We start from the raw sequence: 25,050 nt of genomic DNA on the forward strand, positions 1-25,050 counted from the left end.
CGCAGAGGAATACTGGCGGCGATGCCGTGGATCGGGCCATCGCTGGTTCTGATCGCGGCAATCGTCGCCTTCCCTGCCTGCTACATGGTGTGGACCAGCACGAGGAACTTGAGCGCCTACGGCCAAGACCGCGGCAGTGCTGGGCTGGGCAACTTCCGGACGCTGTTCGGGATCTCCGAACTGGGTTCGGTCCTGGTCCACACCGTGATCTGGGTGGTGGGCGTCGTGCTGATCACGCTGCTGCTCTCCGCGGCGCTGGCCCAGTTCCTGAACAAGGATTTCCCCGGCCGCACCGCGGTGCGGATGGCGATCCTGATCCCGTGGGCGGCGTCGGTCGTGATGACCACGACGATCTTCTACTACATGCTCGACCCGGACGTCGGCATCGCCAACCGATTCCTGGTCGACATCGGCGTGCTGGACCGGGGGTACGGCTTCACCAAACAGCCGACTCCGGCATTTCTCGTGGCCATCTGCGTCGCGGTGTTCGTGTCCATACCGTTCACGACGTACACGATTCTGGCCGGATTGCAGGCGATTCCGGCCGAAATCGATGAGGCCGGCCGGGTCGACGGCGCGAGCGCGTGGCAACGCTACCGCCATCTGACCCTGCCGCAGCTGCGGCCGGCGATCGCGGTGGCGACCATCATCAACATCATCAACGCGTTCAATTCGCTGCCGATCCTGCAAGTCATCACCGGAAGTATCGCGGGTTTCTCCGCGGACACCACGACGACGCTGACTTTCAAGCTGATTCGGCAGAATCAACAGATCGACACGGCCGCCGCGATGAGTGTGCTGAACTTCGCGTTGATCGTGGTCATCATCGCGATCTACGTGAAGGTGGTCCGGCCGACCAAGGAGGTGGACTGATGACCACGCCGGCCGATGTGGCGCGGATCGAGCAGGACATCGGGGCGGCGGAGCCGGTGGTTACCCGCGCGCGGACCAGGCGGCGCCGCTGGGAACTCACCGCGGTCGGCGTCGTGATCGCCGCGATGTTCTTGCTGCCATTCGTGGTGATGGTGCTCGGCTCGCTGAAGAGCAGAGCCGAGATACTGCGTATCCCGCCGACGTACCTGCCGCGGGAGTGGCATCTCGACAACTACGCCACGATGTGGAGCACCCCGGAGACACCACTGCCGTTCAATTTGGTGAGTACGGTTGTCATCTCGGCCTGCGCCACCGCGCTCGTGTTGATCGTCGCGATTCCGGCCGGGTATTACACGGCACGCCATCGCTTTCCGGGGCGCGCGGTCTTTCTCGGTCTGGTGCTGGTGACCCAGATGCTGCAACCGACCGTTTTGGTCACCGGGCTGATCCGGCAGTTCTTCACGCTGGGCATCAACGACACCTGGCTGGCGATGATCCTGGTGAACGCGGCATTCAACCTGTCGTTCGCGGTGTGGATCCTGCACAGCTTCTTCGCCGCCGTCCCGGTGGAGATCGAGGAGGCCGCGTTGCTCGATGGGTTGAATCGGTGGCAAACGCTGGTCCGGGTGAGTCTGCCGCTGGTCTGGCCCGGCATCGTCACCGCGACCATCTTCGTCGTGGTCGCATGCTGGAACGAGTTCGCCGCCAGTCTGGTCGTGTTGACCACGCCGGCGAACCAGCCGCTGTCGGTGGCGCTGACCAAGTTCGTCGGTCAGTACGACACGGCGTGGCAGTACGTGTTCGCTATTTCCACGGTCGGCATTATTCCGGTGGTGGTGTTGTTCGCGCTCATCGAGAAACGGTTGGTAGCGGGACTGACCGCCGGAAGCGTCAAGTAACACGAACGCGGCGCGGCAAACGGCCCGCACTGCGGAGTATTCCGCGTTTCCCGGATGCGCTCGCAAGCCCGGCTCGGCATCGCCGTAGGCGAATCTCTACGGTCGGTACCGTGACTGTGGTCATATTGTTCGCGTGCTTCGAGAAACAGCAGGTCGTCCGCACGGCCCGGAGGGTGTGAGATGACCGGGTCGACGGATCGACCGCAACGATGGAACCGGCTGCTGGAGCTGCTCGCCGAATCCGGGCGGCTGTCGGTAGAGGATGCCGCCGAGCGACTCGGTGTGTCTGCCGCGACGGTGCGCCGCGATTTCACGGCCTTGGCCGAACAGCAGCTGGCGACCAGGACGCACGGTGGCGTCGTGGCGACCACGGTCGCCTATGACCTGCCCGCTCGCTATCGTCAGACCAGCGGTGAGGCCAAACATCGGATCGCGGAACACGCTGCGTCCCTTGTCGATCCGCGGGCGGTGGTGGCGATGAACGGGGGAACCACCACCACGGCGGTGGCCAGGGCGCTGGCCGGTCGCACCGACCTCGGGATGTCCGGCGACGATCAGTTGACCATCGTTACCAACGCGCTCAACATCGCCGGTGAGATGGTGTTGCGGCCGCACATGCGCACGATCGTCCTCGGCGGTGTCGCGCGGCGGGAGTCCTATGAACTGCACGGGCCACTGGCTGAGCGGGCGCTGGCCCAACTGCGGCTCGACGAACTCATCCTCGGCGTGAACGCGATCTCCGCCGAGGGCGGCGCGCAGTGCAGGCACATCGATGAGGCCGGGGTGACCACCGAAATGGTGCGTCGCTCACGGCATGTGATGGTGGTAGCCACCGCCGACAAGTTGGAGCGCACGGCGTTGGCCCGGATCTGCGGCATCGAGCAGGTGCAGATCCTGGTCACCGACACCGACGCCGATTCAGCGGCGGTGGCCGCGATCCGTGCGGCCGGGGTGCGGGTCGACATGGTGTAGCAGTTCGAGCCCGCATCGCCACGGTGACTATTCCGGAACCGACGCCAGCGGTCGCTGCGGCTCGGGGCTCGGCCGTATAGTGCGCGCCCAGACCAGGAACCCCCAGGCGACGAAGCCGGCGTAGACCAGATAGAGGATGGCCGACGGGTAATACCCGGCGCGCACAAGCAGCGGAATACCGACGATGTCGACCGCGATCCAGAGCAACCAGAACTCCGCGAGCCCGCGCGCCATGCCATAGGTGGCCAGGACCGACCCGGTGAAGATCCAGGCTTCGGCCCACGGGCCATAGGAGTCGAGCCATTCGAAGAGCAGGGCGAAGACCGCGGTGCCGGCGAGCATGGCGGCGACGAGGGCGATGCGTTCGCCCGCGCCGGCCCAACGCGGATCGACGCCGCGGTTTTCGAGCCCGCTCGCCCTGGTCGCGTGCCGGTACCAGCTCCACCAGCCGTAGACGCTGACCGCGATGAACACCAGCTGGCGCCCGGCCTGGCCCGCCATGTTCAGCTGCTGCGGCGTGTGGAAAATCCCGCCGACGAACACTGTGAACAGCAAGGCGTTGCCCGCGATGCCGATCGGCCATGCCCACACCTTCCTGCGCATGCCGCCGATCGCGGAGGCCAGGCCGAAGCCGTTGCCGATCACTTCGCGCCACAGTATCTGCGAGCCCGCGACATGCAGTTCGGCATCGAGCAGGGTACGGATCGGGTTCATCTGCTGTGCAACCAGCGGCGGAGCGGATCTCATCCGAATCGGCTCGTCCGGATTCGACATGCGGCACGGCGCTGGTGGCGAAGCGTAACGATTGCGCGATCTGGCATCCCGATTCGCAATATCGGCGCAACCGGCTTCTCCTATGGTGACCGTCATGAGCACGGATAGCGGCACCGCCGGGGGGACCGGAATTCATGTCAGCGGATTGACCAAGACCTTCCGGGTCGGGCGGAAAACGGTGCAGGCGCTGGACTCCGTGGATCTGTACACCGAGCAGGGTGCGTTCCTGTCCCTGCTCGGCCCGTCCGGGTGCGGCAAGTCGACGGTGCTGCGCATTCTCGCCGGACTGGAGACACCGACCGCGGGCAAGGCGCTGATCGACGGCGAGACGCCCGCCGAACTACGCGGTCACCACGAATTGGGCATCGCTTTCCAGGATTCGGCGCTGCTGCCGTGGCGTTCGGTGGAGTCGAATATCGCGCTGCCGCTGCAGGTCGCCGGGATGATGCCCGACCCGGCACAGATCGCCGAGCTGATCGGGCTGGTCGGACTCGACGGCTTCGAGAAGGCGAAACCCGCGCAGCTGTCCGGTGGTATGCGCCAGCGCGTTTCGATCGCGCGGGCACTGGTGGTGAAACCGACCGTGCTGCTGCTCGACGAACCGTTCGGCGCCCTCGACGACATGACCAGGCAACGGCTCAATCTGGAGTTGCTGCGGATCTGGACCGAGAAGCCCGCGACCACACTGATGGTCACGCACGGCATCGCGGAGGCGGTGTTCCTGTCCGACGTCGTCGCGGTGATGAGCCCGCGGCCGGGCCGGGTGCTGGAACTGGTCGAGATCGACCTGCCGCGCCCGCGGCTGCCCGAGATGATGCGAACGCCGGAGTTCCACAAGTTGCACGACTATCTGTCGGAGTTGCTGTTCGGGAAGGGCGGTGTGGCATGAACGCACCTGATTCGCGACGCCGCCTGCGCCATCGCGAACACGGCTGGCAGCGGGTCCGCCGGCAGACCCAGCCGATGCGCCGATACCCGCTCGTTCGGTGGGTTCGACGTGACGAGGGAGGCGCGGCGTGAAGCGCGTCGGCGGTATGCTCGGCGTACTCGGATTGGTCGCCGTGTGGTGGCTGCTCGCGGCGTTCGGCGTGGCGGGTGGCACCATCCCCAGCCCATGGCAGGTGCTGCACACCATGGCCACCGATGGGTGGGGACTGTACGGTCCCAACTTCCGAATCACCGCGCTCGGTGCGCTGAAGGGCTTCGTTTGGGGTAACGGGCTGGCTATTGCCCTGGCCATCGTGATCGTGCTTGTTCCGCGTATCGAGTCGCTGGCAACCCAGTTGGCGATCCTGAGTTATTGCACGCCGCTGCTCGCGCTCGGTCCGATCATCCTGGTCGTCTTCGGCGGACGGACTCCGACGGTGTTCCTCGCCGCGATGTACTGCTTCTTCACGACGATGGTCGGCACCGTCACCGGCTTGCGCTCGGCCGACCGGACCAGCCTGGACCTGGTGCGCGCCTATGGCGGCGGGCGATGGCAGCAGCTGTACCGGGTCCGGTTGATCTCGGCACTGCCGAACACTTTCGCGGCGTTGAAGATTGCCGCGCCGTCCGCCGTGCTCGGCGCCATCATCGGCGAGTACCTCGGCGGCGTGGACAGCGGCATCGGGGTAGCGCTGACCGCCGCGCAGACCTCCTACAACGTGCCGCGCACCTGGGCCATGGCGCTGGCGGCCGCGGCACTGGCCGGACTGGGATACGCGGTGGTGGCGCTGATCGCCAGGCTCGTGGCTCCGTGGACGGCGCAGGAGCAGCGATGAGGGAAAATTGCGCAGCGCCTTATCGTGGCGACTGGGTGCGGGTGTCCCGCATGATGCGGGCAGCGATGAGGGAAAATTGCGCAGCGCCTTATCGTGGCGACTGGGTGCGGGTGTCCCGCATGGCACTGGAGGAGCGATGAACTTGGTGCGACGGGTCGGGCGGTTCCTGTTCCCGCTGTTCACTTCGCTGCTGCTGATGCTGGTGATCTGGTATGTCTTCCTGAAGGCGTTCCCTCAGGTCGGGCCCCGGGTCGGCAAGACACCACGCGATGTTTGGACCTACCTGGTGACCGCCCCCACCGCGGGCACCGCCCGGCAGGCGATCGTCGACGACTTGCAGATCACGCTTCGGGACGCGGCCATCGGATTCGGCGCGGGCATGCTCGCCGCACTGGCGGTCGCGGCGCTGTTCGTCTCGTTCGCGGCGGTCGAGCAGACTTTCCTCCCGGTGGCGATGCTGCTGCGTTCGGTGCCACTGGTCGCGCTGAGCCCGATCATCGTGCTGGTGTTCGGCCGCGGGCTGGTCGGGGTCACCGTGCTTGCCGCGATCGTGGTGTTCTTCCCGGCCTTGGTCATGATCACGACGGGTCTGCGCAACGCTCCGCGCCAGGCGCTGGATCTGGTGGCGGCCTACGGCGGGTCCCGGTGGACCGGGCTGCGGATGGTCGCCGTCCCCGCCGCGTTGCCGTCGGTGTTGGCGGCCGCGCGAATCTCGGTGCCCGGCGCGCTGATCGGCGCCTTGCTCGGTGAGTGGCTCGGCAGCGGAACAGGTCTCGGCGCCAGCCTGATTCGCGCTATTCCGACCTTCCAATACAGCAGACTGTGGGCGTCGATCGTCATTGTCACCCTTGTTTCGGTACTGCTGTATGCGGTCGTTGGGGTAATCGAGAACCTGGTGCTCGCGCGGTTCGGGCCGGAGGGCGGACGATACTGATAGTTTGCTGATTGCTGCGAACTTTCGCGTGAACCAACCCTCGGAACGTGAAAGTAAAGCAATGGAAACTCATAGGACTTAGATTCGGCCCATGACACCCGCGCAACGCTCTCCGTTCGGGAACCTGAACCGACGCTCGTTTCTCCATTTCTCCGCGCTGACCAGCGCCGCGCTCGGCGGTGCCGGAGTACTGGCCGCCTGCGGCAACGAACCCGGTGGCTCGTCGGGCGGGTCCACCCCGGACGGCTCCCGATACGGCACCGTCGCGGTGCAGCTGTCTTGGTTGAAGAACATCGAATTCGCGGGTGAGTACTTCGCCGACACGAGAGGCTATTTCAAGGATGCCGGTTTCGGTTCGGTCGATCTGGTCGCGGGTGGTGCCGCGAGCACCTCGGTCGAGGCTGGATTGGACACCGGAAAAGTGTGGATCGGACTGTCCGCGCCGCAGACCACCGCGCCCGCGATCCTGGAGGGGTTGCCCGCGAAGATCATCGGCACCACGTACCAGAAGAACCCGTTCGCGATCGTCAGTTCGGCGGCCAAACCGATCAAGACGCCCGCGGACATGAAGGGCCGCACGATCGGCGTGCAGGACACCAACCAACTGATCTTCCACGCGCTGCTCGCCGCCAACGGAATGACGTCGAGCGATGTCACTATCGTGCCTGCTCAGTTCGATCCGACCCCGCTGGCGAGCGGGGAGGTCGACGGATGGGTCAGCTTCGTGACAAACGAGCCGATCACACTCGCGGACAAAGGCTTTCAGAACACCCACTTCCTGTTCGCCGACTTCGACCTGCCACTGGTCGCCGAGACGTTCACAGTCGTGCAGTCCACTATCGACACCGAGCGGGACAAGCTCAAGGCCTTTCTGGCCGCTGAGATCAAGGGTTGGAAAGACGCGGTGGCGGACCCGGTCGAGTCGGCGAGGCTCGCGGCCGAGGTGTACGGCAAGGATCAAAAACTCGACCCGGTCGAGCAGGCGAAAGAGGCCCGCGCGCAGAATGATCTGGTGGTGTCGGCGGACACGGTGGCCAATGGCCTGCTCACGATGACCGACACGCTGATCGAGCAGAATATCGCCGCGTTGCGTACTGCGGGCATCGATATCAAGGCCGAGCAGTTGTTCGACCTGTCCGTGCTACGCGAGTTGTATGCCGAGAATCCTGGCTTGAAATAGGTGTGCCTTCGACCTCGACGACGCGATCGTGGGCGCACCGGCATTGTCCGATGATCTACCCGCCGCGTGGGAAACCCACTGCTAGGAGGTGCCCCGCGCAACCATGCCACATCCGCCCAAATCGGCCGACGGGTGGCGGCCGATCCGGGCATTGGACTAGATCCCCAGCCCTACGGCGGCTTTCGGCGTAACCGGGATTTCGCCGCTGTACGGGTCTTGCGGCCGGGTGGGTTGCGCGGCGCGCGCGGCGAGCAGTTCGGCCGCGATCGCGACCGCGAATTCGGGCGCGGTACGCGCACCGAGGCCGCAACCTGCCGGTGAATGCAGGCGGGCGAGTGCTTCATCGCTGAACCCGCCCGCCCGCAGGTCTTCCATTCGCTGGACGTGCACCTGACGGGATCCCATCGCGCCGAGATATCCGAGTTCTGGTAGTCGTAGCGCGACGGTGAGTAGCGGAATCTCGAACATGGGGTCGTGCGCGAGCAGCACGATGCCGGTGCTGCGGTCGATTTCCCCCGCCGCGGACAGCGTATTGAGGTATCGGTGCGGCCAGTCGACGACGACCTCGGCGCCCGGAAATGATTCCGGTGTAGCGAAATTGGGACGCGAGTCGCAGATCGTCACCCGGTACCCGAGTAGATCGGCCTGCACAGTGAGAGCGGCGGCGAACGAATTGGCGCCGAAGATGATCAGCCGTGGCGATGGGGCGTAGGAGGCGACGAACATATCCGCATCCGGAAGCGCGATCAGTTCGGTGGCGTGCTTCTTGTCTGTGATCAGATGCTGGCCGATCAAGTCGGGGTCGGAATTCCACACCACCGTGAAAACGGTGACCCTCCGGTTGGCGGCGATCTCTGCTGCCACATCGGGGAATTCGGGGAAGTGCACCCTGGAGAACGGTTCGGTGAAGACGTCCATCATGCCCTCGCCGTTCGGGTCCGTCTCCAGGCCGGTCGCCGCACCGTAACGGTGCAGCGCGCGACGGCCGGTGCGTGCGGCTTGCAGCACGGCTTCGTAGGCGAGTTCCTCCAGCCCGCCCGCCGCGATCGCTCCGTACGCGCCACCCATCGGGTCGACCAGCATTGTCGAGCCCACCGGCAGTGCCGCGGAACCCTTCGTGCGCACCACGGTGGCCAGCCCGCCGGTCCGGCCCGAATGCCATACCCGCAGCAGGTCGTCGATGATGTCGCGCATCAGCCAGCTCCGATCATCGTGCGGTCCTGGCCGGGAAGTCACGATCGACGCCCGTCGCCAAATCGTCGCACGTGACGCACACCATATCGTCATTACCTGTCAAATAGGTGCGCGCTCCGGAATCTCCCACGGCTGCAACGTAAACTCCGTTCCAATGCTTGTGCGCGAGCACGACCGGGTGGCCCGGCACGTCATGGAACACAGCTCGGGCGAGACCGCTCGGCGCCGCGAACGCGGCGGTGGTCACCCGGGCGACCACGTCGGCGCCGACATCCGGGGTATCCACCGGCATGATGGCGACATAGTGCGCGGGAGTGCGTGCCGCGGCGATCAGACCGGCCCGTAGCGAGGCACCGAGTCCGGTGGCCCAGTCCGCCGCCCACACGTGCTCGGTATTCGGCGGAAGATCGACGATCTCGGGCGTCGGGCCGGTCGCGCCGAGTACCACGATCACTGGATCGCAGCCTCCGCCCCGCAGCGCGTCCACGGCGGCCCGCAGCCAGGCGCCACCTTCGGCGAGGACCTTCGGTCGCCCGTAGCGCGTGCCGGCGCCCGCGGCGAGCACGATTCCCGTGCACGCCGGGGAAACCTCCGGGCGATCAGGGGCAGCCATGGGTATGACGGTAATACCGCACGGTCTCCTTCGCACGGCGTAAAACCGGTGCTCAGCGGGGTTGCCCGCAGGCGACACGCCGAAGGCGATCTCGTACGTTCGGGTAGCGGTCGAGCAGGTCGTGTTCGATGCTGGTCGGATGGCAGTCCGGGAACCAGGCCTCGCGGTGTTCGACGCGATGCCCGACGACGTGGCGTATGCGGCACTGCTCGCGTGTTGCTCGTCGCCGGGTGTGGCCCGGTCACTGGTGGCGGGCCGCCCCTACCCGAGCGTCCGGGCGTTCCTCGATGCCGCGGACACGGCGGTGGCGCGACTGTCCGAGTCGGAGGTAGATCTGGCGTTGGCCAGGCATCCCCGGATCGGGGAACGGTCGGATTCGTCGGATTCGGCGCGCGAGCAGGCCGGGATGACGAATGCCACGGACGACGTCCGTACGGCGCTGGCCGAGGGCAACCGGGCCTACGAGAAACGGTTCGGGCATCTCTACCTCGTGTGTGCGACCGGCGAATCGGCCGAGGAGCTGCTCGCACTGCTCACCGACCGGCTACGCAATGACCCCGAGACCGAAAGGCGAGTTGTGCGTATCGAACTGGCGAAGATCAACCGGATCAGGCTGGGCGATCTGCTGGCGGGTCAACCGTGAGCACGCTGAGCACCCATGTGCTGGACGCGGTGTCCGGACAACCCGCGATCGGCGTCGCGGTGACGTTGTATCGGCAAGCGCAGCAACTTGATTCAGGGGTGACCGACGCCGACGGCCGCGTCGGCGAACTGGGCCGGTCGCTCGCGCGGGGAACCTATCGCCTGGTGTTCGATACCGGCGCCTACTTCGCGCGGCGTGACGTCGAAACCTTCTACCCCGAGGTCGCCATTGCGTTCGCCGTCACCGACGAGCGGCATTATCACGTCCCATTGTTGCTGTCGCCCTTCGCTTTTTCCACTTACCGAGGGAGCTGAGCCGAGTATGGAACTGACCGGGCCGATCGTGCTGTCGGACCACCGATACGGCAAGGCCGAGAATCGGATCGTCCGGATCTACCGGGAGACCGCACGGCATGAGATTCGCGACGTGAATGTCTCCACCATGCTGCGCGGTGATTTCGCCGACGCCTACGTCGCGGGGGATCAGGTGAAGGTCCTGCCCACCGACACACAGAAGCAGACCGCGTACGCCTACGCGAAGCAACCGGGATTGCGCACGATCGAGGACTACGCGCTCGCGCTGGCCGATCATTTCGTCACCGATATCGAGCCGGTGACCAGTGCGCGCGTCGAGGTCGACGAGTACGCCTGGCAGCGGGTGTCGGTGGCGGACGTGCAGCACGACCATACTTGGGTACGACAGGGTCCTGAAGTGCGTACCGCGGCGGTCACCGTGGCGGGCAAGGGCACCGACCGCACGGCGTGGGTCGTCGGCGGGGTGAAGGACCTGGCCATCCTGAAGTCGACCGATTCGGAATTCGCGGGCTTCCTGACCGACGAATTCACCGTGCTCGCCCCGACGTATGATCGGATGCTGGCCATCTCGCTGGTCGCGCAATGGCGTTTCGCGGCCGCCGACCCCGTCGCCTGGGACGAGGTCTATGCCGGGGTGCGGGCGCAGCTGCTGCGGACCTTCGCGACGCACCACTCGAAGGCGCTGCAGCAGACGTTGTTCGAGATGGGCAAGGCGGCGCTGATGTCGTATCCGGTTCTGGCCGAGATCCGGTTCGCCGCGTCGAACATCCACCACTTCGATTACGACCTGGCTCGATTCGGCATCGACAGCCGCGGTGAGGTCTACCACGCCGACGACCGTCCCTACGGCCTGATCCACGCCACCGTGGCGCGGGCCGACGCACCAGCGGCGGGTCTCGCATGGACCCGGTGACTGTGATCGAGGGGTGTGCGATCGCGACGGTCGACGCGCAGCGCACCGAATACCGGCGCGGTCATGTCGTGGTGCGCGGCAACCGGATCGAGGCGGTCGGTGCGGGCGCCGCGCCGCCCTCCGACCCGGGCGCACGCCGCATCGACGGCCGTGGCTGCCTGCTGACCCCAGGTCTGGTCAACACCCACCACCACCTCTACCAGTGGATCACCCGTGGCCTCGCGGTGGACGACACGCTGTTCGAGTGGCTCAGCACGCTCTACCCGATCTGGGCCGGCATCGATGAGGACGCGGTGCGGGTCGCGGCGACCGGCGCGCTCGCGGTGCTCGCCAGCACCGGATGTACCACCACGACCGACCACCACTACGTTTTCCCGCGCGACGGCGGTGACCTGTTGGGCGCCGAGATCGCGGCGGTGCAGGAGGTGGGTCTGCGCTTCCATCCGTGCCGTGGCTCGATGGATCTCGGTGTGAGCGCGGGCGGGCTGCCGCCCGATCGTGTCGTGGAAGGCCTGGGTGACATTCTCGCCGCGAGCGCGGAAGCCATTGCCCGCTGGCATGATCCGTCGTTCGACTCGATGCTGCGGATCGCCCTCGCCCCGTGCTCGCCGTTCTCGGTCACGCCGGAATTGCTGCGCGAGTCGGCGGCATTGGCGCGCGAGACGGGCGTGCGTTTGCATACCCACCTAGCTGAGACAATCGACGAACAGAATTATTGCGAGCAGACTTTCGGCTGCACCCCCGCGCAGTATATGGAACGGCTCGGCTGGCTCGGCGCCGATGTCTGGTACGCGCACGCCGTCCATCTCGACGACGCGGCCATCGCCATGCTGGCGCACACTGGCACCGGCGTGGCCCATTGCCCGACGTCGAACGCGCGCCTCGGCGCCGGTGTCGCCCGCACCGCCGACCTGGTACGGGCTGGCGTGCCGGTCGGCCTCGGCGTGGATGGCGCGGCGAGCAACGAATCCGGCGCCATGATCGAAGAACCGCGCAACGCACTGCTGTACGCCCGCAACAAGGGTGGTCCCGGTGCGATGACTGCTCGCACCGCGCTGGAACTGGCCACGATCGGCGGTGCGCGAGTGCTCGGGCGAGACGACGAGATCGGCTCGATCGAGGTGAACAAACTGGCGGACCTGGCGCTGTGGCGCCTGGACACGGCCGCACACGCCGGGATCGACGATCCGGTGACCGCGCTCGTGCTCGGCTCGGCCCCGCCCTTGGCCATGCTGATCGTCAACGGACGCGCGGTGGTGCGCGAGGGAGAAGTGTGCACGGTCGCGATGGACGCGGTCGCCGGGCAGGTGGCGCAGGCGCAGGCGGCTTTGATCGCGAAGGCGGGGTGACCCGACTGTCCAGGGCGGGATCCGTGGGCGGACGACAGCCGCACCCAGAGACCATGCTTCGTGGTGCACAGTGCGGCGATGCCGGCGCTTTGTCATCGGTGACCGAGTACCTAGTGCAGCGCGAACTGCCGGGCTTACGTGTTCGTGTGGCCGGCGTTACGCGGATTCAGCCGCAGCCGGACTTGCGAACCAGCGCCGTCGAACCAGTTGCGCAGTACGGACCGGATCTGTGGAGCGAATGGTCAGGTCGTAGACCGCTGTGCTGCCAGTGGCATGCCGGACGGAATACTCGTGCTCGAGCGCGGCTTGTCGGATGGCGTCCGGTGCGCGACCCCTGCGACCTCCCGACCCGCACTCGAAGGCCGCCAGTCTGCTGCTGCAAGATGCGGATCATCCACAGGTAAAGGCGCCATCATCGGCGTAGTCATATGGTGGCGATGTGACGCCGGTCGACCACCTTTTGACTCCGGCGACGATCACGCGTGGCTGTTTAGTCTCGCGCACTATGGGCGAACGCTCCCATGTGGACACTACGGCCGACGCTGCCGCTGCAGTAGGACCGATCGACTCCACCGGCGGGGCGAGTGCGGGTTGAGAAGCGGCGGCGGTGGGGCGTCGGGTGAGTGCGGGTCGGAAGGCGGCGGCCGTCGGGATCGCGGCGCTTCCCCGCTGACGTGTCGGAACGTGCGCGGGATACTGGAACGGTGCCGGTGCGGTCCGCGGTGGACCGGGGTCGGTGCGGGCGCGGGTGGCGCGGCAGGTGACGTGCCGAGTGTTCGGGATGGGCGCCATCACGGTGCGACAAGGTAACGGCCGCGACATTCGCGGCGGGTGTCGCGCACCATCGCGGCAATCGACTGGCTCTACCGTGTCGGGGAGAGGCGGGAAGAGGGTGAGACGTGGACCTGGACACGATCCGGGAGGTGGTGGTGGCCCGCGAGCGGGCGGACCTGTGGATGGTTGGTGCGTCGACCGCGGTTCTGGCCGGTGGGACCTTTCTGTTTTCCGAGCCGCAGGATCAGTTGGAACGGCTGGTGGACATCACGACCATGGGATGGCCCCCGTTCGATGTGGCCGCGGACGGACTGGAAATCGCCGCGACCTGCACCTTGGCCGAATTCGCCGGCGCGGCCCCCGGACGCGAGCTGGGGGTGCCCGTACTCCGCGAGGAATGGCCGGGGACCGCGCTGTTCGCTGCGTCCTGCCGCGCACTGCTGGCATCACACAAGATCTGGCGCACCGCCACGGTGGGCGGCAATGTGTGTCTCGCACTGCCCGCGGGTGCGGTTCTCGGTGCGCTGACCGCGCTGGACGGTGTCGCGCTGATCTGGGCGTCGGATGGTTCCGATCGACGTATTCCGCTGCGGAACTTCGTCATCGGGCCGGGGCGTACCGTGCTGCGATCCGGCGAGGTACTGCGTTCGATTTGGGTGCCGCGATCGAGTCTGTTGGCGCGGACCAGCTTTCGGAAGATCGCGCTCGCTCCGCTCGGGCGGTCCGGAGCCGTCGTGCTGGGGCGACGTGATCCGGACGGTCGGTGTGCGGTCACCCTCTCCGCCGCCACGGTCCGGCCCGTTGTCCTGGATTTCGCCGTGCCGCCGGGTGACGCCGAGATCGCCGCAGCGGTCGACGCGCTCGACCCGGCATTGTGGTTCGACGATCCGCACGGATCGCCGGATTGGCGGCGGCACGTCGCCGGGCTGCTCGCCCGTGAGGTCGCCACGGAACTGTGGGCGCGGGAATCATGATGCGGGTCGAGGTGGACGGCAAGTCGGTCGAGATCGCGGCGCGGCCGGGGCAATGCCTTCGGTCCGCGTTACGGGACAGCGGCCATCTGGCGGTGAAGAAGGGGTGCGACGCGGGCGATTGCGGCACGTGCTCGGTCCTGATCGATGGCGTGCCCGCGCACTCCTGTGTGGTTCCCGCCTATCGCGCCGCGGACCGGGTGGTCACCACCGCGGCCGGCCTCGGGACGCCCGATTGCCCACACCCGGTGCAGCAACGGTTTGTGGACAACGCCGGATTCCAATGCGGTTTCTGCACCGCGGGCATGGTTGTGACAGCCGCGGGCCTCGGTGCCGGCGCCGAAGGGCAGGTCGGCGCGTCCGAGGCGGAACGTGCCGAGTTGATGAAGGGAAACCTCTGCCGCTGCACGGGCTATCGCGCGATCGCAGCGGCACTGGGTGCGCGGCCCGACGACGAACACACCACTGATGCTCCCACGCACCCGCCCGGGGTGACCGGGCGGATCGGCGGCGTAGGGGGCGCTCCGGCGGGACCACGGGTCGTCACCGGGACCGAGCCTTTCACCTTCGACATACCGCCTCCCACCACGGACGAACGTCAACCGGGCAACACGACCGCACCACCGAGCGCTTCGCTGCACCTTGCGGTGTTGCCGAGCCCGCACGCGCACGCGCACATCCGATCGATCGATACCGCGGCCGCCGAGGCGCTGCCTGGAGTGCGCGCTGTGCTCACCTACGCCGACGCGCCGCCGGTCGCATTCTCGACCGCGCGGCATGAGCAGCGGACCGACGACCCCGACGACACCTTTGTGCTCGATCGCACGGTGCGATTCGTTGGACAGCGGGTGGCGGCGGTGGTGGCCGAAAGTGTCGGGGTCGCCAGGGCGGCGTGCGCGTTGTTGCGAGTCGACTACGAGATCTTGCCCGCGGTCTTCGATCCGGAGCAGGCGCTGCGGCCGGGCGCGCCGAAGCTGCATGGGGACAAACCCGATTCGTCTCGGATCGCGAACGCCGACCGTAATCTGGTCGCTGAGCTGCATGGTGTGGTGGGCGACGTGGCGGCGGGTCTGGCCGCCGCGGCGCAGGTGGTGCGTGGTGTCTGGCATACGCCGCGTGCGCAGCACGTGCACCTGGAGACACACGGCGGGATCGGATGGTTGGACGCGGACGGCCGGCTGGTCATCCGATGCAGTACCCAGGTTCCTTTCCTGGTGCGCGACGAGCTGTGCCACGTGTTCGGGCTGCCGCGCGCGGGGGTGCGGGTGTTCGCCGCTCGGGTCGGCGGCGGGTTCGGAGCCAAGCAGGAGATGTTGGCCGAGGATCTGATCGCGTTGGCCGTGCTGCGTACCGGCGAGCCGGTGCAGTACGAGTTCACCCGTTCCGATGAGTTCACCGCCGCGATCTGCCGTCACCCGATGCGGGTCGCGGTGACGGCGGCAGCGGACGCGAACGGCGTGCTCACCGCACTCGCCGTCGATGTGCTCACCGACACCGGGGCGTACGGCGGCCACGGCCCGGGGGTGATGTTTCACAGCGTCGGCGAGTCGGTACAGGTCTACCGCTGCGCCAACAAGCGGGTGGACGCACAGGCGGTGTACACCAACAACGTTCCCTCCGGCGCGTTCCGCGGTTACGGCCTCGGCCAGGTGATCTTCGGGGTGGAGTCGGCGCTGGACGATCTCGCCCGTGCGCTCGGCATCGACCCGTTCGAGTTCCGGCGCCGCAATGTAGTGGTGCCCGGCGACCCGTTCGTCGGCGCCGAGGTGGACAAGGACGACTTGGTGTTCGGCAGTTACGGTCTGGGCCAGTGTCTAGACCTCGCCGAGCGAGCATTGCTGCGGGGCAACGACAATTCGCCTCCTGGCCCGCACTGGCGGGTCGGCACGGGCATGGCCGTAGCCATGATCGCCACTATTCCGCCACGTGGACACAGATCGGAGACGATCGCGCGACTCCTGCCGACCGGAGACTATGAAATACGTTTCGGCACAGTGGAATTCGGTAATGGGACGACGACCGTGCACGCCCAGCTCGCCGCCGCCGCGCTGAACACCGAGGTGTGCCGCGTTGTGATCCAGCAGTCCGACACCGACCTGGTCGGTCATGACACCGGTGCGTTCGGCTCCACCGGCATCGTGGTCGCGGGCAAAGCCACCTACGAGGCGGCGCGCGAGTTACACGGGCTGATGCTGGCCAGGGCGGCGAAGCTGGCGGGGGTCGCCGAACGAGACTGCGTGGTCGAGTCCGGCGGCGTTCGCTGCGGCGACCGGATGCTCGGCGCGGATGAACTGCTGGCCGACGGCGAGCTGACCGCGCATTACGAGCACGCGGGCAGTCCCAGGTCGGTGAGCTTCAATGTGCACGCCGTCCGGATCGCTGTGCACCCCGACACCGGCTCGATCCGCATTCTCCAGTCGATCCAGGCCGCCGATGCCGGCACGGTGCTGAACGAGGTGCAGTGCCGAGGGCAGGTGGAGGGTGGTGTAGCCCAAGCCGTCGGCACGGCGTTGTACGAGGATATGCGCAGTGACGCGGGGGTGGTGACGACCCACACCTTGCGGCACTATCACGTCCCACAGTTCGCTGATGTGCCACGCACCGAGGTGTACTTCGCCGATACGGCCGACGAGCTCGGTCCGCTCGGTGCCAAGTCGATGAGCGAGTCACCGTACAACCCGGTCGCGCCCGCACTGGCCAACGCGATCCGTGACGCGGTGGGGGTGCGCCTGACCCGACTGCCGATGACGGCGGATCGGATCTGGCGTGCGATACAGGCAGAGGGCGTGCGATGACCGCAGTGCCCGCGAACGTTCGCAGCGGGATCGACGCGATACTCGACGCGGTCGATGCGCAACTGCGGCACAGCTATCCGGGATCGACCGGCACGAAGCAGCCGATCCATACCGTGTATGTTCCCGCTGATCGGGTGGCCGAGCAGACCCCGCGGGAATGGGGCATGGCCGCGGTGGAACTGCTCGATCGCCACCACGACCTGCTGGCAACCCTCGATGGCACCGAGTCGCTGCCCGATGTCCGTGCCCGGCTGGCACAGAATCCGGTCCAGGACCTGCGCATCGACTTCGAGGACGGCTATGGCTTCCGGGCCGACGCCGAGGAAGACCGGGCGGCCGTGGCGGCAGGCGGCGTGCTCGCGGCGTGGGCGCGAGAGCCCGGTAGCCCGGCCGCTGGCATTCGGATGAAGGGCCTGGGGGGTGGCGAGCGGAAACGTGCCCTGCGCACGCTGGAACTGGTGCTCGACGGCGCGGGCGGAGTCCCCGCGGGCTTTCTGTTCACTGTGCCGAAAATTCGAGCTGCGCAGCAAGTTACGGCGCTGACGCGGCTCTGTGCCGGACTCGAACGTGGCTACGGAATCGCGGAGGGCACGCTGCGTTTCGAACTGCAGATCGAGAGCCCGCAGGCGATCATCGCACCGGACGGCAGGGCGCCGGTGGCCGAGATGATCACCTTGGCCGAAGGACGATGCAGTGCACTGCATTTCGGCACCTACGATTACACCGCCGCCTGTGGTGTCGCCGCGCCGCACCAGGCGCTCGATCACCCGGCCGCCGACCATGCCAAGGCGGTCATGCAGGTAGCGGCCGCGCAGACCGGGGTGTGGGTGTGCGACGGATCCACCCAGATCGTGCCGGACGCCGAACCGGAAGCGGCGCTGCGCAACCATCACCGTCTGGTCCTCCGCTCGCTGCGGCGCGGCTTCTACCAGGGTTGGGACCTGCATCCCGGCCATGTGGTCACCCGATGGCTGGCCACCTACGACTTCTTCCGCGCGGCGATCGACGTGGCGGTGCCGCGCCTGCTCGCCTACCTTGACCGCCGCGGTGGCGGCGTCCTGGATGAGCCCGCCACCGCGGAAGCACTGGCTGCCACTGTTCTGCGTGGCATCGACTGCGGCGCTCGGATCGACTCGGGCGCGCCGGAGCTGACCGAGACGGTCCTGCGCGCCCTGGTGTCCCGGGCACCGATCCCGCCGGACACACGATGAACGCCCACTTGGACGACGCGGTGTCGGATGACTGCGGAGGAGCGATCGGGGATCATCGCGCAGCGCGTGATCGGTCCGACTGGGTGCGGGTGTCCCGCATGAGTACAGCAGGAGCGATCGGGGATCATCGCGCAGCGCGTGATCGGTCCGACCAGGTGCGGGTGTCCGCGTGAATACAGGAGGTCCGATGCGCGATCCCCTCGAAAACGAAAAGTTCACGTTTCTGCCCGATCTGGCGGTCCGTCCACTCGGCGGCGCGGTGATCTGGGCCGATGACGAATTCTTCGCGGAGAAGGAGAACTTGATCAACCCGGGTCCGGCCGACTACCGGCCGTCTACCTTCGGGCACAAGGGCCAGATCTACGACGGCTGGGAGACCCGCAGGCACCGTGGGCGACCCGGCGACGACTCCGCCATCGTGCGGCTCGGTGTGCCGGGCGTGATCCGCGGGATCGTGGTCGATACTGCGTGGTTCACGGGCAACTACCCGCCTGCGGTCTCGGTCTCCGCCTTGGAAATCGAGGATTATCCACCCGCGGAAACCATTGCCGTGCGGTATGACTGGGCCACTCTCATCGACCACGCTCCGATCGCGGGCAACAGTCGTAATCTGTTTGCCGTCGAGAGCGAGAACCGCTGGACGCATGTGAAACTCACCATGCATCCGGACGGGGGAGTGGCCAGGCTGCGGGTGCACGGCGAGGGTAGGCCCGATCAGCGGCTCCTCGGCCTGGGCCCGCTGGACCTGGCAGCGGTGGAGAACGGCGCGCTGGTACTGGACTGCTCCAATCGCTTCTACAGCTCACCCAATCAGCTGCTCTATCCTGGGCCGGCCAGGCGAATGGGTGAGGGTTGGGAGACCGCGCGCCGCAGGGACGCCGGCAACGACTGGGTACGCGTCCGGTTGGCCGGGCCCGGAGTTGTTCGGCTCGCCGAGATCGACACCTCCTACTTCCTCGGCAACAGCCCGGGCGCCGCCCGGCTCACCGGCTGTACCGAGGGCGGCGCCGAACTGGAGTTGTTGCCGACCACCGCGCTGTTGCCCGATACCAGGCACCGCTTTCCGGTCGCGCCGACGCCGGTGGTACCGGAGGTCCGCCTGGACATCTATCCCGATGGCGGGCTCGCGCGGCTGCGACTGTACGGGGAGTTGAGTGGATGAGCGATCGGGATTTCGTCGGATACGGCCCGACGCCGCCGGATCCGCGCTGGCCGGGTGACGCGCGAATCGCGGTTCAGTTCGTGCTGAATTACGAGGAAGGCGGGGAGAACAATGTCCTCGACGGTGATGAGTACTCCGAGACGTTTCTTTCGGAAATTACTCCGGCGGAGGCGTTTCCGAATCGCCATATGAGCATGGAATCGCTCTACGAATACGGTTCCAGGGCCGGGCTGTGGCGGGTGCTTCGCGTCTTCGAGCGGCGTGAACTGCCGTTGACCGTGTTCGCCGTTGCCCATGCCATGCAACGAAACCCTGAGGCGGTGGCTGCCTTTCGCGATTCGGGGCACGAGATCGCTTGTCACGGCCTGCGCTGGAAGTCCTATCAACTGGCCGACCGCGACATCGAACGCGCACACATGGCGGCGGCGGTGCGCATCTTGACCGACCTGACCGGCGCCGCGCCGCTGGGCTGGTATACCGGCCGGGACTCGCCGCACACCCGTGAGTTGGTGGTGGAGCACGGCGGGTTCGTCTACGACTCGGACTCCTACGCCGACGACCTGCCGTACTGGATGCGGGTGCACGACCAGGACCATTTGGTGGTGCCCTACACCTTGGACACCAACGACATGCGGTTCGTCTCGCCCGCCGGATTCTCCACCGGTGAGCAGTTCTTCGCGCACCTGCGCGACGCCTTCGACATGTTGTATCGCGAAGGCGCGGAGGGTAGTCCGAAAATGCTGTCGATCGGGTTGCACTGCAGGCTGGTCGGTCGTCCTGCCCGTACCGCCGCACTGGAGCGGTTACTCGACCATGTGCAGTCGCACGACCAGGTCTGGATCACCCGTCGCATCGACATCGCCGAGCACTGGCGCAAGGAGCATCCGGCACGCCGTTCGCCCTGAGCTCGAACGCGGCCAGGCGCACCACGAAGCCGGTGGATTCCCCACCGGCGAGCTATTCCGGGCGCACCTGCGCGACGCGTTCGACGTGCTGCCTCGGGAAGGCACAGAAGACGGACGGTCCGACGATGGTCGATCGGGCCGCATTGCCGACTGGTAGGTCGTCCCGCCCGCACTGCCGCTCTGCAACAGTTGCTCGACCACGCGCGATGGACCAGGTTCGGATAGGCCGGCGCATCGCCGAACACAGGCGCTCGGTATATCCGGCGGGTGTCTGATCCGTCGTTCCGCGTGGTAGCGGGTACGGCGCAGGTCCGATGTGTCCCTCAGCGCTCGCCGCGCCGAGTCGGATCGCCGTGAGCAGCGACCCGTGGCGCCCGGGGGCGCAGATGCCGAGCCAGCGTGTCGAGCGCATCGAGCACCTCGCGTACCGCGGTCGGGTCGCCGGCCAGCGCAGTCGTCACCGCGGCGTCGACCGGCGTCGACCGTACCTCGGCTACCCGTGGCGACACCTGATCGGCCGGGCGGACCAGGGAACGCCGCCGATCGCGCGGGTCGACGGACGTGGTGATCGAGCCCGCCTCCTTGAGCCGGGCCACCGCCGTGGACACCGCGCTCTGCGGGAGCCCGGTACGCGCGGCGATCTCACCCACCGTGCTGTCCGGGTGCTCGAGGATGTCGCTCGATACGACGAGTACCGGCCGATGCCCGCCGCCGATCCCCGCGGGCGGTAGCGCCTCCTCGCCGATTTTCATGAGCGTCCGGCCCAAGAGGAACAGTTCGACTCCGTCCATACCGGCCAAGATACATCAATCTAGATACATCACTATTGATGTATTAATTCTGATGGATTATCGTGGTCGGTATGACCACAATGTGCTCCGACACCCTCGAAGTTCCTGGCGCCGACCTGTATTACGAAGTCCATGGCAGCGGTCCGCTGCTGCTGATCGGACAAAGCGGGGAGGGCGACGCGCGGCGCAGCGCGGATCTGGTCGGGCAGCTGGCGCGGGACTTCACTGTCGTCACCTATGACCGGCGCGGCCTATCGCGCAGTGTCGTGCGCGAGACCGGGCGACCCGCGTCGATCGCGACACATGCCGACGATGTGCGTCGCCTGCTCGCCACGCTGACCGACGAGCCGGCCCGGATGCTCGGGTGCAGTATGGGCGCGGCCATCGGCTTGCACCTGGCCGTCCGGTATCCCGGGCTGCTGCACACGCTCATCGCGCACGAGCCCGTCACGCCGTGGCTGCTCGCCGGCGCCGACCGCGCTCATCATCTCGGCGAACTCGAACACTGCCAGCAGGTGTTCGCCGAGCAGGGCTGGCAAGCGGCGCTCGCGCCGATGGTGCGCACACTCGGCATCGACCCGGGAGCTCAGGAGCGGGAGCCTGGCGTAACGACACCCGCGCTCGGCCCCGAGCGCGCCGCGAACTTCGAGTATTTCCTCGGCAACGACTTCACCGCGGTTCGGAACGATTACCTCGACGTCGCCCGCCTGCGGCGGTCGTCGGTGCGCATCGTCCCGGCCCGCGGGCGCACCACCCCTTCGCATGTTTTCGACTACAAGTGTGCTCGGGAGCTGGGGGCGCTGCGCGGTGCGCCGGTCGTGGAATTCCCTGGTGGGCACAATGGGAATCTGACCCACCCGGTCGGGTATGCCGAGAAGGTGCGTGCGGTGCTCGATGTCGATCGCTGGGCGATCGGTTAAGTGAACGAACTGGCAAGGCCGTCTGTGCGTGGCGCGGGACACACCCAGCCCCCTCTGGGCTTGTGAACGTGCTCACAAAGCGGAATAACCGAGTGCGTCACGGGTGGGCGATCCGTCGCTTGCAAACAGTACGGGCGTTACGCTAAAACCGCATGTCAGAGCTACTGGCTGGTAGCTTAGGTGCATGCAATTGGGCAGCAAATTTCGCAGTGTTAGCAAACGGCAGTGTAAAGCTAGCTCAGATTCACATTAGCAACAGGTAGACGGCCATTTCTCGGTGTGCAATCGTGTGGAAGTACGCATGATGGGTCTAGCAAGCCTGCAAATTGCCGCCCCAGCAGTTCGAGTTGTTTCCTGCTCGACCGTGGGGCCACCGATCACACGAGGAAGTGGAGTCCGAGATGTCGACCACCGGCACCCCTAAGACCGCTGCGGAAATCCAGCAGGATTGGGACACCAACCCCCGCTGGAAGGGCGTCACGCGTAACTACACCGCGGAGCAGGTGTCGAAGCTCCAGGGCAACGTCGTGGAGGAGGCCACCCTCGCCCGCCGCGGCTCGGAGATCCTGTGGGACCTCGTCAACAACGAGGACTACATCAACTCGCTCGGCGCACTCACCGGCAACATGGCCGTCCAGCAGGTCCGTGCCGGGCTGAAAGCCATCTACCTGTCGGGATGGCAGGTCGCCGGTGACGCGAACCTGTCCGGCCACACCTACCCGGACCAGAGTCTCTACCCGGCCAACTCGGTGCCCGCCGTGGTCCGCCGCATCAACAACGCGCTGCTGCGCGCCGACGAGATCGCCAAGGTCGAAGGCGACACCTCGGTGTCCAACTGGCTCGCCCCGATCGTCGCCGACGCCGAAGCAGGCTTCGGTGGCGCGCTGAACGCCTACGAACTACAGAAGGCCATGATCCAGGCCGGCGCCGCGGGCGTGCACTGGGAAGACCAGCTCGCGTCCGAGAAGAAATGCGGTCACCTGGGTGGCAAGGTGCTGATCCCGACCCAACAGCACATCCGCACCCTGACCTCCGCGCGTCTGGCCGCCGACGTCGCCGACGTCCCCTCGGTGATCATCGCCCGCACCGACGCCGAGGCCGCCACCCTGATCACCTCCGACGTGGACGAGCGGGACATGCCTTTCCTGGACGGCACCCGCACCTCCGAGGGCTTCTACGGCGTGCGAAACGGCATCGATCCGTGCATCGCTCGTGCCAAGGCCTACGCTCCCTTCGCCGACCTGATCTGGATGGAGACCGGCACCCCAGACCTCGAATTGGCCAAAAAGTTCTCCGAGTCGGTGCGTAGCGAGTTCCCCGACCAGCTGCTGGCCTACAACTGCTCGCCGTCCTTCAACTGGAAGGCACACCTGGACGACGCCACCATCGCGAAGTTCCAGAAGGAACTCGGCGCGATGGGCTTCAAGTTCCAGTTCATCACCCTGGCCGGATTCCACTCGCTCAACTACGGCATGTACGACCTGGCCTACGGCTACGCCCGCGAGGGCATGACCGCCTACGTCGACCTGCAAGAGCGCGAGTTCGCCGCCGAAGCGCGCGGCTACACCGCCACCAAGCACCAGCGTGAGGTCGGCGCGGGCTACTTCGACCTGATCGCGACCACTGTCGACCCGAACACCTCGACGGCGGCCCTGAAGGGCTCCACCGAAGAGGGGCAGTTTCATTAAGCAGTGTCTGCGGCGCTGCGGGTTCGCGGCCCCGGGGAGTCTCGTGGGCCGCGAACGGCGCTCGATGGGGTCGCGCGAATTGGTGGGAACGGGCCTGTGGTTCGACGCACCTGGAAGTCGCTGAGGGAAAGAGGTCCCCGACGTGAAGATCGACAATCCTCTACTTCGGTAGGGGTGTATCGCCCTCCTCGCTGAACAGTCCCGGCGGGGAGGGCATCCCTATACCTTGGACCGGCGGAGGCTTGCTCGGACCCGAGCGACACCTTCGCCACAAGCCACCCGACAGCCAGACAAACAGCAGGAGCGGGACGTGAGCAGCGAAAAGATCCAACGCGTCGGTGTTATCGGCGCCGGCCAGATGGGCGCCGGAATCGCGGAGGTATGTGCCAGGGCGCATGTCGACGTGCTGGTGTACGAGCAGACCAGAGAACTGGCTGCCGCGGGCCGCGCCCGCATCCTCCGGTCGCTCGACCGTGGCGTGAGCAGCGGCAAGATCACCGAGCGCGAGCGCGAACAGGCTGCCTGGCGGCTGCGTTTCACCTCCGATATGGGCGACTTCGCCGACCGCCAGCTGGTGGTCGAGGCGGTCCTCGAGGACGAGAAGGTGAAGACCGCCATCTTCGCCGAGCTGGACAAGGTCGTCACCGACCCGACGGCCGTGCTGGCTTCCAACACCTCGTCCATCCCGATCATGAAGATCGCGGTCGCCACGGCGAACCCCGAGCGCGTGGTCGGCATGCACTTCTTCAACCCCGTCCCGGTGCTGCCGCTGGTCGAGCTGGTGACCACGCTCAAGACCAGCGAGTCGGTCTCCGCGCGAGCCGAGGCCTTCGCGGGCGAGGTACTCGGTAAGCAGGTCGTGCGCTCGGCCGACCGCTCCGGTTTCGTGGTCAACTCATTGCTGGTGCCGTATCTGCTATCGGCCATCCGTATGGTCGAATCCGGCTTCGCCACCAAAGACGATGTCGACAAGGCCATGGTGCTCGGCTGTGCGCACCCGATGGGCCCGCTTGCGCTCACCGACCTGGTCGGTCTCGACACCGTGAAGTCGATCGCCGACTCGATGTACTCGGAGTTCAAAGAGCCGCTCTACTCGGCACCGCCGCTGCTCATGCGCATGGTCGAAGCAGGACTTCTCGGCAAGAAAACCGGAGCCGGTTTCTACCAATATCGTGCTTGATTGGCAGCGCCTGCGGCGCTGCGGGTTCGCGGCCCGGGGAGTCTCGCCTCCGAGCATCCGCTGCTCGCGTCTTCGGCGCGGGCGCAATGGACGCTCGGACGCGAGACGGGCCGCGACCGCGCTCATAAGACTCGCGCGGCGCGCGGATGTGGAAGCCGTTCGTTACGGCGTTCCAGCGTGGACGGCGCAAGAACCGAAATAAGCTGCAAGAAGGTCGAAGGTGCGTCGGTGG

At 66.8% G+C, this 25,050-nt stretch carries 23 protein-coding genes and 1 pseudogene; 20 read left to right on the forward strand and 4 right to left on the reverse strand.

Annotation, left to right across the window (positions count from 1 at the left end):
• Nucleotides 1–21: 21 nt before the first annotated feature.
• The 3 genes from AB0C34_RS11045 to AB0C34_RS11055 all read left to right on the forward strand — a co-directional run bounded on the left by AB0C34_RS11045 (nucleotide 22) and on the right by AB0C34_RS11055 (nucleotide 2,744).
• On the forward strand, nucleotides 22–873 hold the full coding sequence (locus tag AB0C34_RS11045; RefSeq protein ID WP_357069842.1) for a sugar ABC transporter permease: 852 nt from the start codon (nucleotides 22–24) through the stop codon (nucleotides 871–873).
• The gene (locus AB0C34_RS11050) at nucleotides 873–1,772 is read left to right on the forward strand and encodes a carbohydrate ABC transporter permease (RefSeq protein ID WP_357069844.1); all 900 of its coding nucleotides are present in this window, start codon (nucleotides 873–875) and stop codon (nucleotides 1,770–1,772) included. The genes AB0C34_RS11045 and AB0C34_RS11050 overlap by 1 nt, the downstream gene beginning before the upstream one ends.
• Nucleotides 1,773–1,952: 180 nt before the next feature.
• Complete coding sequence (locus AB0C34_RS11055; RefSeq protein ID WP_357069847.1) at nucleotides 1,953–2,744, forward strand: DeoR/GlpR family DNA-binding transcription regulator; 792 nt, start codon at nucleotides 1,953–1,955, stop codon at nucleotides 2,742–2,744.
• 27 nt (nucleotides 2,745–2,771) lie between these two features.
• Here the strand turns inward: AB0C34_RS11055 and pnuC are convergent, their stop codons facing one another.
• A complete protein-coding gene (gene pnuC / locus AB0C34_RS11060) occupies nucleotides 2,772–3,458 on the reverse strand; it encodes a nicotinamide riboside transporter PnuC (protein ID WP_357070141.1) in 687 nt (228 codons plus the stop codon).
• 154 nt (nucleotides 3,459–3,612) lie between these two features.
• Between pnuC and AB0C34_RS11065 the strand changes: the two genes are divergently transcribed.
• The 4 genes from AB0C34_RS11065 (at nucleotide 3,613) to AB0C34_RS11080 (ending at nucleotide 7,395) form a co-directional block, all read left to right on the forward strand.
• Nucleotides 3,613–4,407: an ABC transporter ATP-binding protein gene (locus AB0C34_RS11065; protein WP_357069849.1), complete on the forward strand. Its 795-nt coding sequence runs from the start codon at nucleotides 3,613–3,615 to the stop codon at nucleotides 4,405–4,407.
• Between the two features lie 145 nt (nucleotides 4,408–4,552).
• The gene (locus AB0C34_RS11070) at nucleotides 4,553–5,281 is read left to right on the forward strand and encodes an ABC transporter permease subunit (RefSeq protein ID WP_357070143.1); all 729 of its coding nucleotides are present in this window, start codon (nucleotides 4,553–4,555) and stop codon (nucleotides 5,279–5,281) included.
• Nucleotides 5,282–5,417: 136 nt separating this feature from the next.
• Nucleotides 5,418–6,215, forward strand: a complete 798-nt coding sequence (locus AB0C34_RS11075; RefSeq protein ID WP_357069852.1) for an ABC transporter permease subunit — start codon at nucleotides 5,418–5,420, stop codon at nucleotides 6,213–6,215.
• A gap of 91 nt (nucleotides 6,216–6,306) precedes the next feature.
• On the forward strand, nucleotides 6,307–7,395 hold the full coding sequence (locus AB0C34_RS11080) for an ABC transporter substrate-binding protein (protein WP_357069854.1): 1,089 nt from the start codon (nucleotides 6,307–6,309) through the stop codon (nucleotides 7,393–7,395).
• A gap of 156 nt (nucleotides 7,396–7,551) precedes the next feature.
• Here the strand turns inward: AB0C34_RS11080 and AB0C34_RS11085 are convergent, their stop codons facing one another.
• Both AB0C34_RS11085 and AB0C34_RS11090 read right to left on the reverse strand, forming a co-directional pair.
• A complete protein-coding gene (locus tag AB0C34_RS11085; RefSeq protein ID WP_357069856.1) occupies nucleotides 7,552–8,589 on the reverse strand; it encodes an XdhC family protein in 1,038 nt (345 codons plus the stop codon).
• Between the two features lie 13 nt (nucleotides 8,590–8,602).
• Nucleotides 8,603–9,202 (reverse strand): nucleotidyltransferase family protein, encoded by a 600-nt coding sequence (locus AB0C34_RS11090; RefSeq protein ID WP_357069858.1) that lies wholly within the window; start codon nucleotides 9,200–9,202, stop codon nucleotides 8,603–8,605.
• Nucleotides 9,203–9,341: 139 nt separating this feature from the next.
• Between AB0C34_RS11090 and uraD the strand changes: the two genes are divergently transcribed.
• From uraD to AB0C34_RS11140, 10 genes and pseudogenes are all read left to right on the forward strand, one after another.
• On the forward strand, nucleotides 9,342–9,845 hold the full coding sequence (uraD, locus tag AB0C34_RS11095) for a 2-oxo-4-hydroxy-4-carboxy-5-ureidoimidazoline decarboxylase (protein ID WP_357069860.1): 504 nt from the start codon (nucleotides 9,342–9,344) through the stop codon (nucleotides 9,843–9,845).
• Nucleotides 9,842–10,159, forward strand: coding sequence for a hydroxyisourate hydrolase (uraH, locus tag AB0C34_RS11100; protein WP_357069862.1), 318 nt, complete (start codon nucleotides 9,842–9,844; stop codon nucleotides 10,157–10,159). Before uraD ends, uraH begins: the two co-directional genes overlap by 4 nt.
• A 7-nt stretch (nucleotides 10,160–10,166) precedes the next feature.
• Entirely contained in the window at nucleotides 10,167–11,072 is a 906-nt protein-coding gene (gene pucL, locus AB0C34_RS11105) for a factor-independent urate hydroxylase (RefSeq protein ID WP_357069864.1), read from the forward strand.
• On the forward strand, nucleotides 11,060–12,421 hold the full coding sequence (locus AB0C34_RS11110) for an 8-oxoguanine deaminase (RefSeq protein WP_357069866.1): 1,362 nt from the start codon (nucleotides 11,060–11,062) through the stop codon (nucleotides 12,419–12,421). Before pucL ends, AB0C34_RS11110 begins: the two co-directional genes overlap by 13 nt.
• 899 nt (nucleotides 12,422–13,320) lie before the next feature.
• Nucleotides 13,321–14,169, forward strand: a complete 849-nt coding sequence (locus AB0C34_RS11115) for an FAD binding domain-containing protein (protein WP_357069869.1) — start codon at nucleotides 13,321–13,323, stop codon at nucleotides 14,167–14,169.
• Entirely contained in the window at nucleotides 14,169–16,961 is a 2,793-nt protein-coding gene (locus AB0C34_RS11120; RefSeq protein ID WP_357070145.1) for a molybdopterin cofactor-binding domain-containing protein, read from the forward strand. Before AB0C34_RS11115 ends, AB0C34_RS11120 begins: the two co-directional genes overlap by 1 nt.
• On the forward strand, nucleotides 16,958–18,172 hold the full coding sequence (locus AB0C34_RS11125; protein WP_357069872.1) for an aldolase/citrate lyase family protein: 1,215 nt from the start codon (nucleotides 16,958–16,960) through the stop codon (nucleotides 18,170–18,172). The genes AB0C34_RS11120 and AB0C34_RS11125 overlap by 4 nt, the downstream gene beginning before the upstream one ends.
• A 187-nt stretch (nucleotides 18,173–18,359) precedes the next feature.
• Nucleotides 18,360–19,334, forward strand: a complete 975-nt coding sequence (alc, locus tag AB0C34_RS11130) for an allantoicase (RefSeq protein ID WP_357069875.1) — start codon at nucleotides 18,360–18,362, stop codon at nucleotides 19,332–19,334.
• Nucleotides 19,331–20,239 (forward strand): allantoinase PuuE, encoded by a 909-nt coding sequence (gene puuE, locus AB0C34_RS11135; RefSeq protein ID WP_357069877.1) that lies wholly within the window; start codon nucleotides 19,331–19,333, stop codon nucleotides 20,237–20,239. The genes alc and puuE overlap by 4 nt, the downstream gene beginning before the upstream one ends.
• A 34-nt stretch (nucleotides 20,240–20,273) precedes the next feature.
• Nucleotides 20,274–20,514 (forward strand): annotated as a pseudogene (locus AB0C34_RS11140) (allantoinase); the annotation flags it as partial.
• 48 nt (nucleotides 20,515–20,562) lie between these two features.
• Here AB0C34_RS11140 and AB0C34_RS11145 read toward each other — a convergent pair.
• Nucleotides 20,563–21,030, reverse strand: a complete 468-nt coding sequence (locus tag AB0C34_RS11145; RefSeq protein WP_357069880.1) for a helix-turn-helix domain-containing protein — start codon at nucleotides 21,028–21,030, stop codon at nucleotides 20,563–20,565.
• 71 nt (nucleotides 21,031–21,101) lie between these two features.
• On the opposite strand from AB0C34_RS11145, the gene AB0C34_RS11150 reads away from it, so the two are divergent.
• The 3 genes from AB0C34_RS11150 (at nucleotide 21,102) to AB0C34_RS11160 (ending at nucleotide 24,818) form a co-directional block, all read left to right on the forward strand.
• Nucleotides 21,102–21,950: an alpha/beta hydrolase gene (locus AB0C34_RS11150; protein WP_357069882.1), complete on the forward strand. Its 849-nt coding sequence runs from the start codon at nucleotides 21,102–21,104 to the stop codon at nucleotides 21,948–21,950.
• A 401-nt stretch (nucleotides 21,951–22,351) separates the two neighbouring features.
• The gene (gene aceA, locus AB0C34_RS11155) at nucleotides 22,352–23,638 is read left to right on the forward strand and encodes an isocitrate lyase (RefSeq protein WP_357069884.1); all 1,287 of its coding nucleotides are present in this window, start codon (nucleotides 22,352–22,354) and stop codon (nucleotides 23,636–23,638) included.
• Nucleotides 23,639–23,948: 310 nt separating this feature from the next.
• On the forward strand, nucleotides 23,949–24,818 hold the full coding sequence (locus tag AB0C34_RS11160; protein ID WP_357069886.1) for a 3-hydroxybutyryl-CoA dehydrogenase: 870 nt from the start codon (nucleotides 23,949–23,951) through the stop codon (nucleotides 24,816–24,818).
• Nucleotides 24,819–25,050 lie beyond the last annotated feature (232 nt).

This window comes from Nocardia sp. NPDC049220 (assembly GCF_040647855.1).
GTDB lineage: Bacteria > Actinomycetota > Actinomycetes > Mycobacteriales > Mycobacteriaceae > Nocardia.

Excerpts from the sequence above, each read along its gene's own strand:
- AB0C34_RS11045 (WP_357069842.1), top strand. The coding sequence starts at position 22 with ATGCCGTGGATCGGGCCATCGCTGGTTCTGATCGCGGCAATCGTCGCC.
- AB0C34_RS11050 (WP_357069844.1), top strand. The coding sequence starts at position 873 with ATGACCACGCCGGCCGATGTGGCGCGGATCGAGCAGGACATCGGGGCG.
- AB0C34_RS11055 (WP_357069847.1), top strand. The coding sequence starts at position 1,953 with ATGACCGGGTCGACGGATCGACCGCAACGATGGAACCGGCTGCTGGAG.
- pnuC (WP_357070141.1), bottom strand. The coding sequence starts at position 3,458 with ATGAACCCGATCCGTACCCTGCTCGATGCCGAACTGCATGTCGCGGGC.
- AB0C34_RS11065 (WP_357069849.1), top strand. The coding sequence starts at position 3,613 with ATGAGCACGGATAGCGGCACCGCCGGGGGGACCGGAATTCATGTCAGC.
- AB0C34_RS11070 (WP_357070143.1), top strand. The coding sequence starts at position 4,553 with ATGCTCGGCGTACTCGGATTGGTCGCCGTGTGGTGGCTGCTCGCGGCG.
- AB0C34_RS11075 (WP_357069852.1), top strand. The coding sequence starts at position 5,418 with ATGAACTTGGTGCGACGGGTCGGGCGGTTCCTGTTCCCGCTGTTCACT.
- AB0C34_RS11080 (WP_357069854.1), top strand. The coding sequence starts at position 6,307 with ATGACACCCGCGCAACGCTCTCCGTTCGGGAACCTGAACCGACGCTCG.
- AB0C34_RS11085 (WP_357069856.1), bottom strand. The coding sequence starts at position 8,589 with ATGCGCGACATCATCGACGACCTGCTGCGGGTATGGCATTCGGGCCGG.
- AB0C34_RS11090 (WP_357069858.1), bottom strand. The coding sequence starts at position 9,202 with ATGGCTGCCCCTGATCGCCCGGAGGTTTCCCCGGCGTGCACGGGAATC.
- uraD (WP_357069860.1), top strand. The coding sequence starts at position 9,342 with ATGGCAGTCCGGGAACCAGGCCTCGCGGTGTTCGACGCGATGCCCGAC.
- pucL (WP_357069864.1), top strand. The coding sequence starts at position 10,167 with ATGGAACTGACCGGGCCGATCGTGCTGTCGGACCACCGATACGGCAAG.
- AB0C34_RS11110 (WP_357069866.1), top strand. The coding sequence starts at position 11,060 with ATGGACCCGGTGACTGTGATCGAGGGGTGTGCGATCGCGACGGTCGAC.
- AB0C34_RS11120 (WP_357070145.1), top strand. The coding sequence starts at position 14,169 with ATGCGGGTCGAGGTGGACGGCAAGTCGGTCGAGATCGCGGCGCGGCCG.
- AB0C34_RS11125 (WP_357069872.1), top strand. The coding sequence starts at position 16,958 with ATGACCGCAGTGCCCGCGAACGTTCGCAGCGGGATCGACGCGATACTC.
- alc (WP_357069875.1), top strand. The coding sequence starts at position 18,360 with ATGCGCGATCCCCTCGAAAACGAAAAGTTCACGTTTCTGCCCGATCTG.
- puuE (WP_357069877.1), top strand. The coding sequence starts at position 19,331 with ATGAGCGATCGGGATTTCGTCGGATACGGCCCGACGCCGCCGGATCCG.
- AB0C34_RS11145 (WP_357069880.1), bottom strand. The coding sequence starts at position 21,030 with ATGGACGGAGTCGAACTGTTCCTCTTGGGCCGGACGCTCATGAAAATC.
- AB0C34_RS11150 (WP_357069882.1), top strand. The coding sequence starts at position 21,102 with ATGACCACAATGTGCTCCGACACCCTCGAAGTTCCTGGCGCCGACCTG.
- aceA (WP_357069884.1), top strand. The coding sequence starts at position 22,352 with ATGTCGACCACCGGCACCCCTAAGACCGCTGCGGAAATCCAGCAGGAT.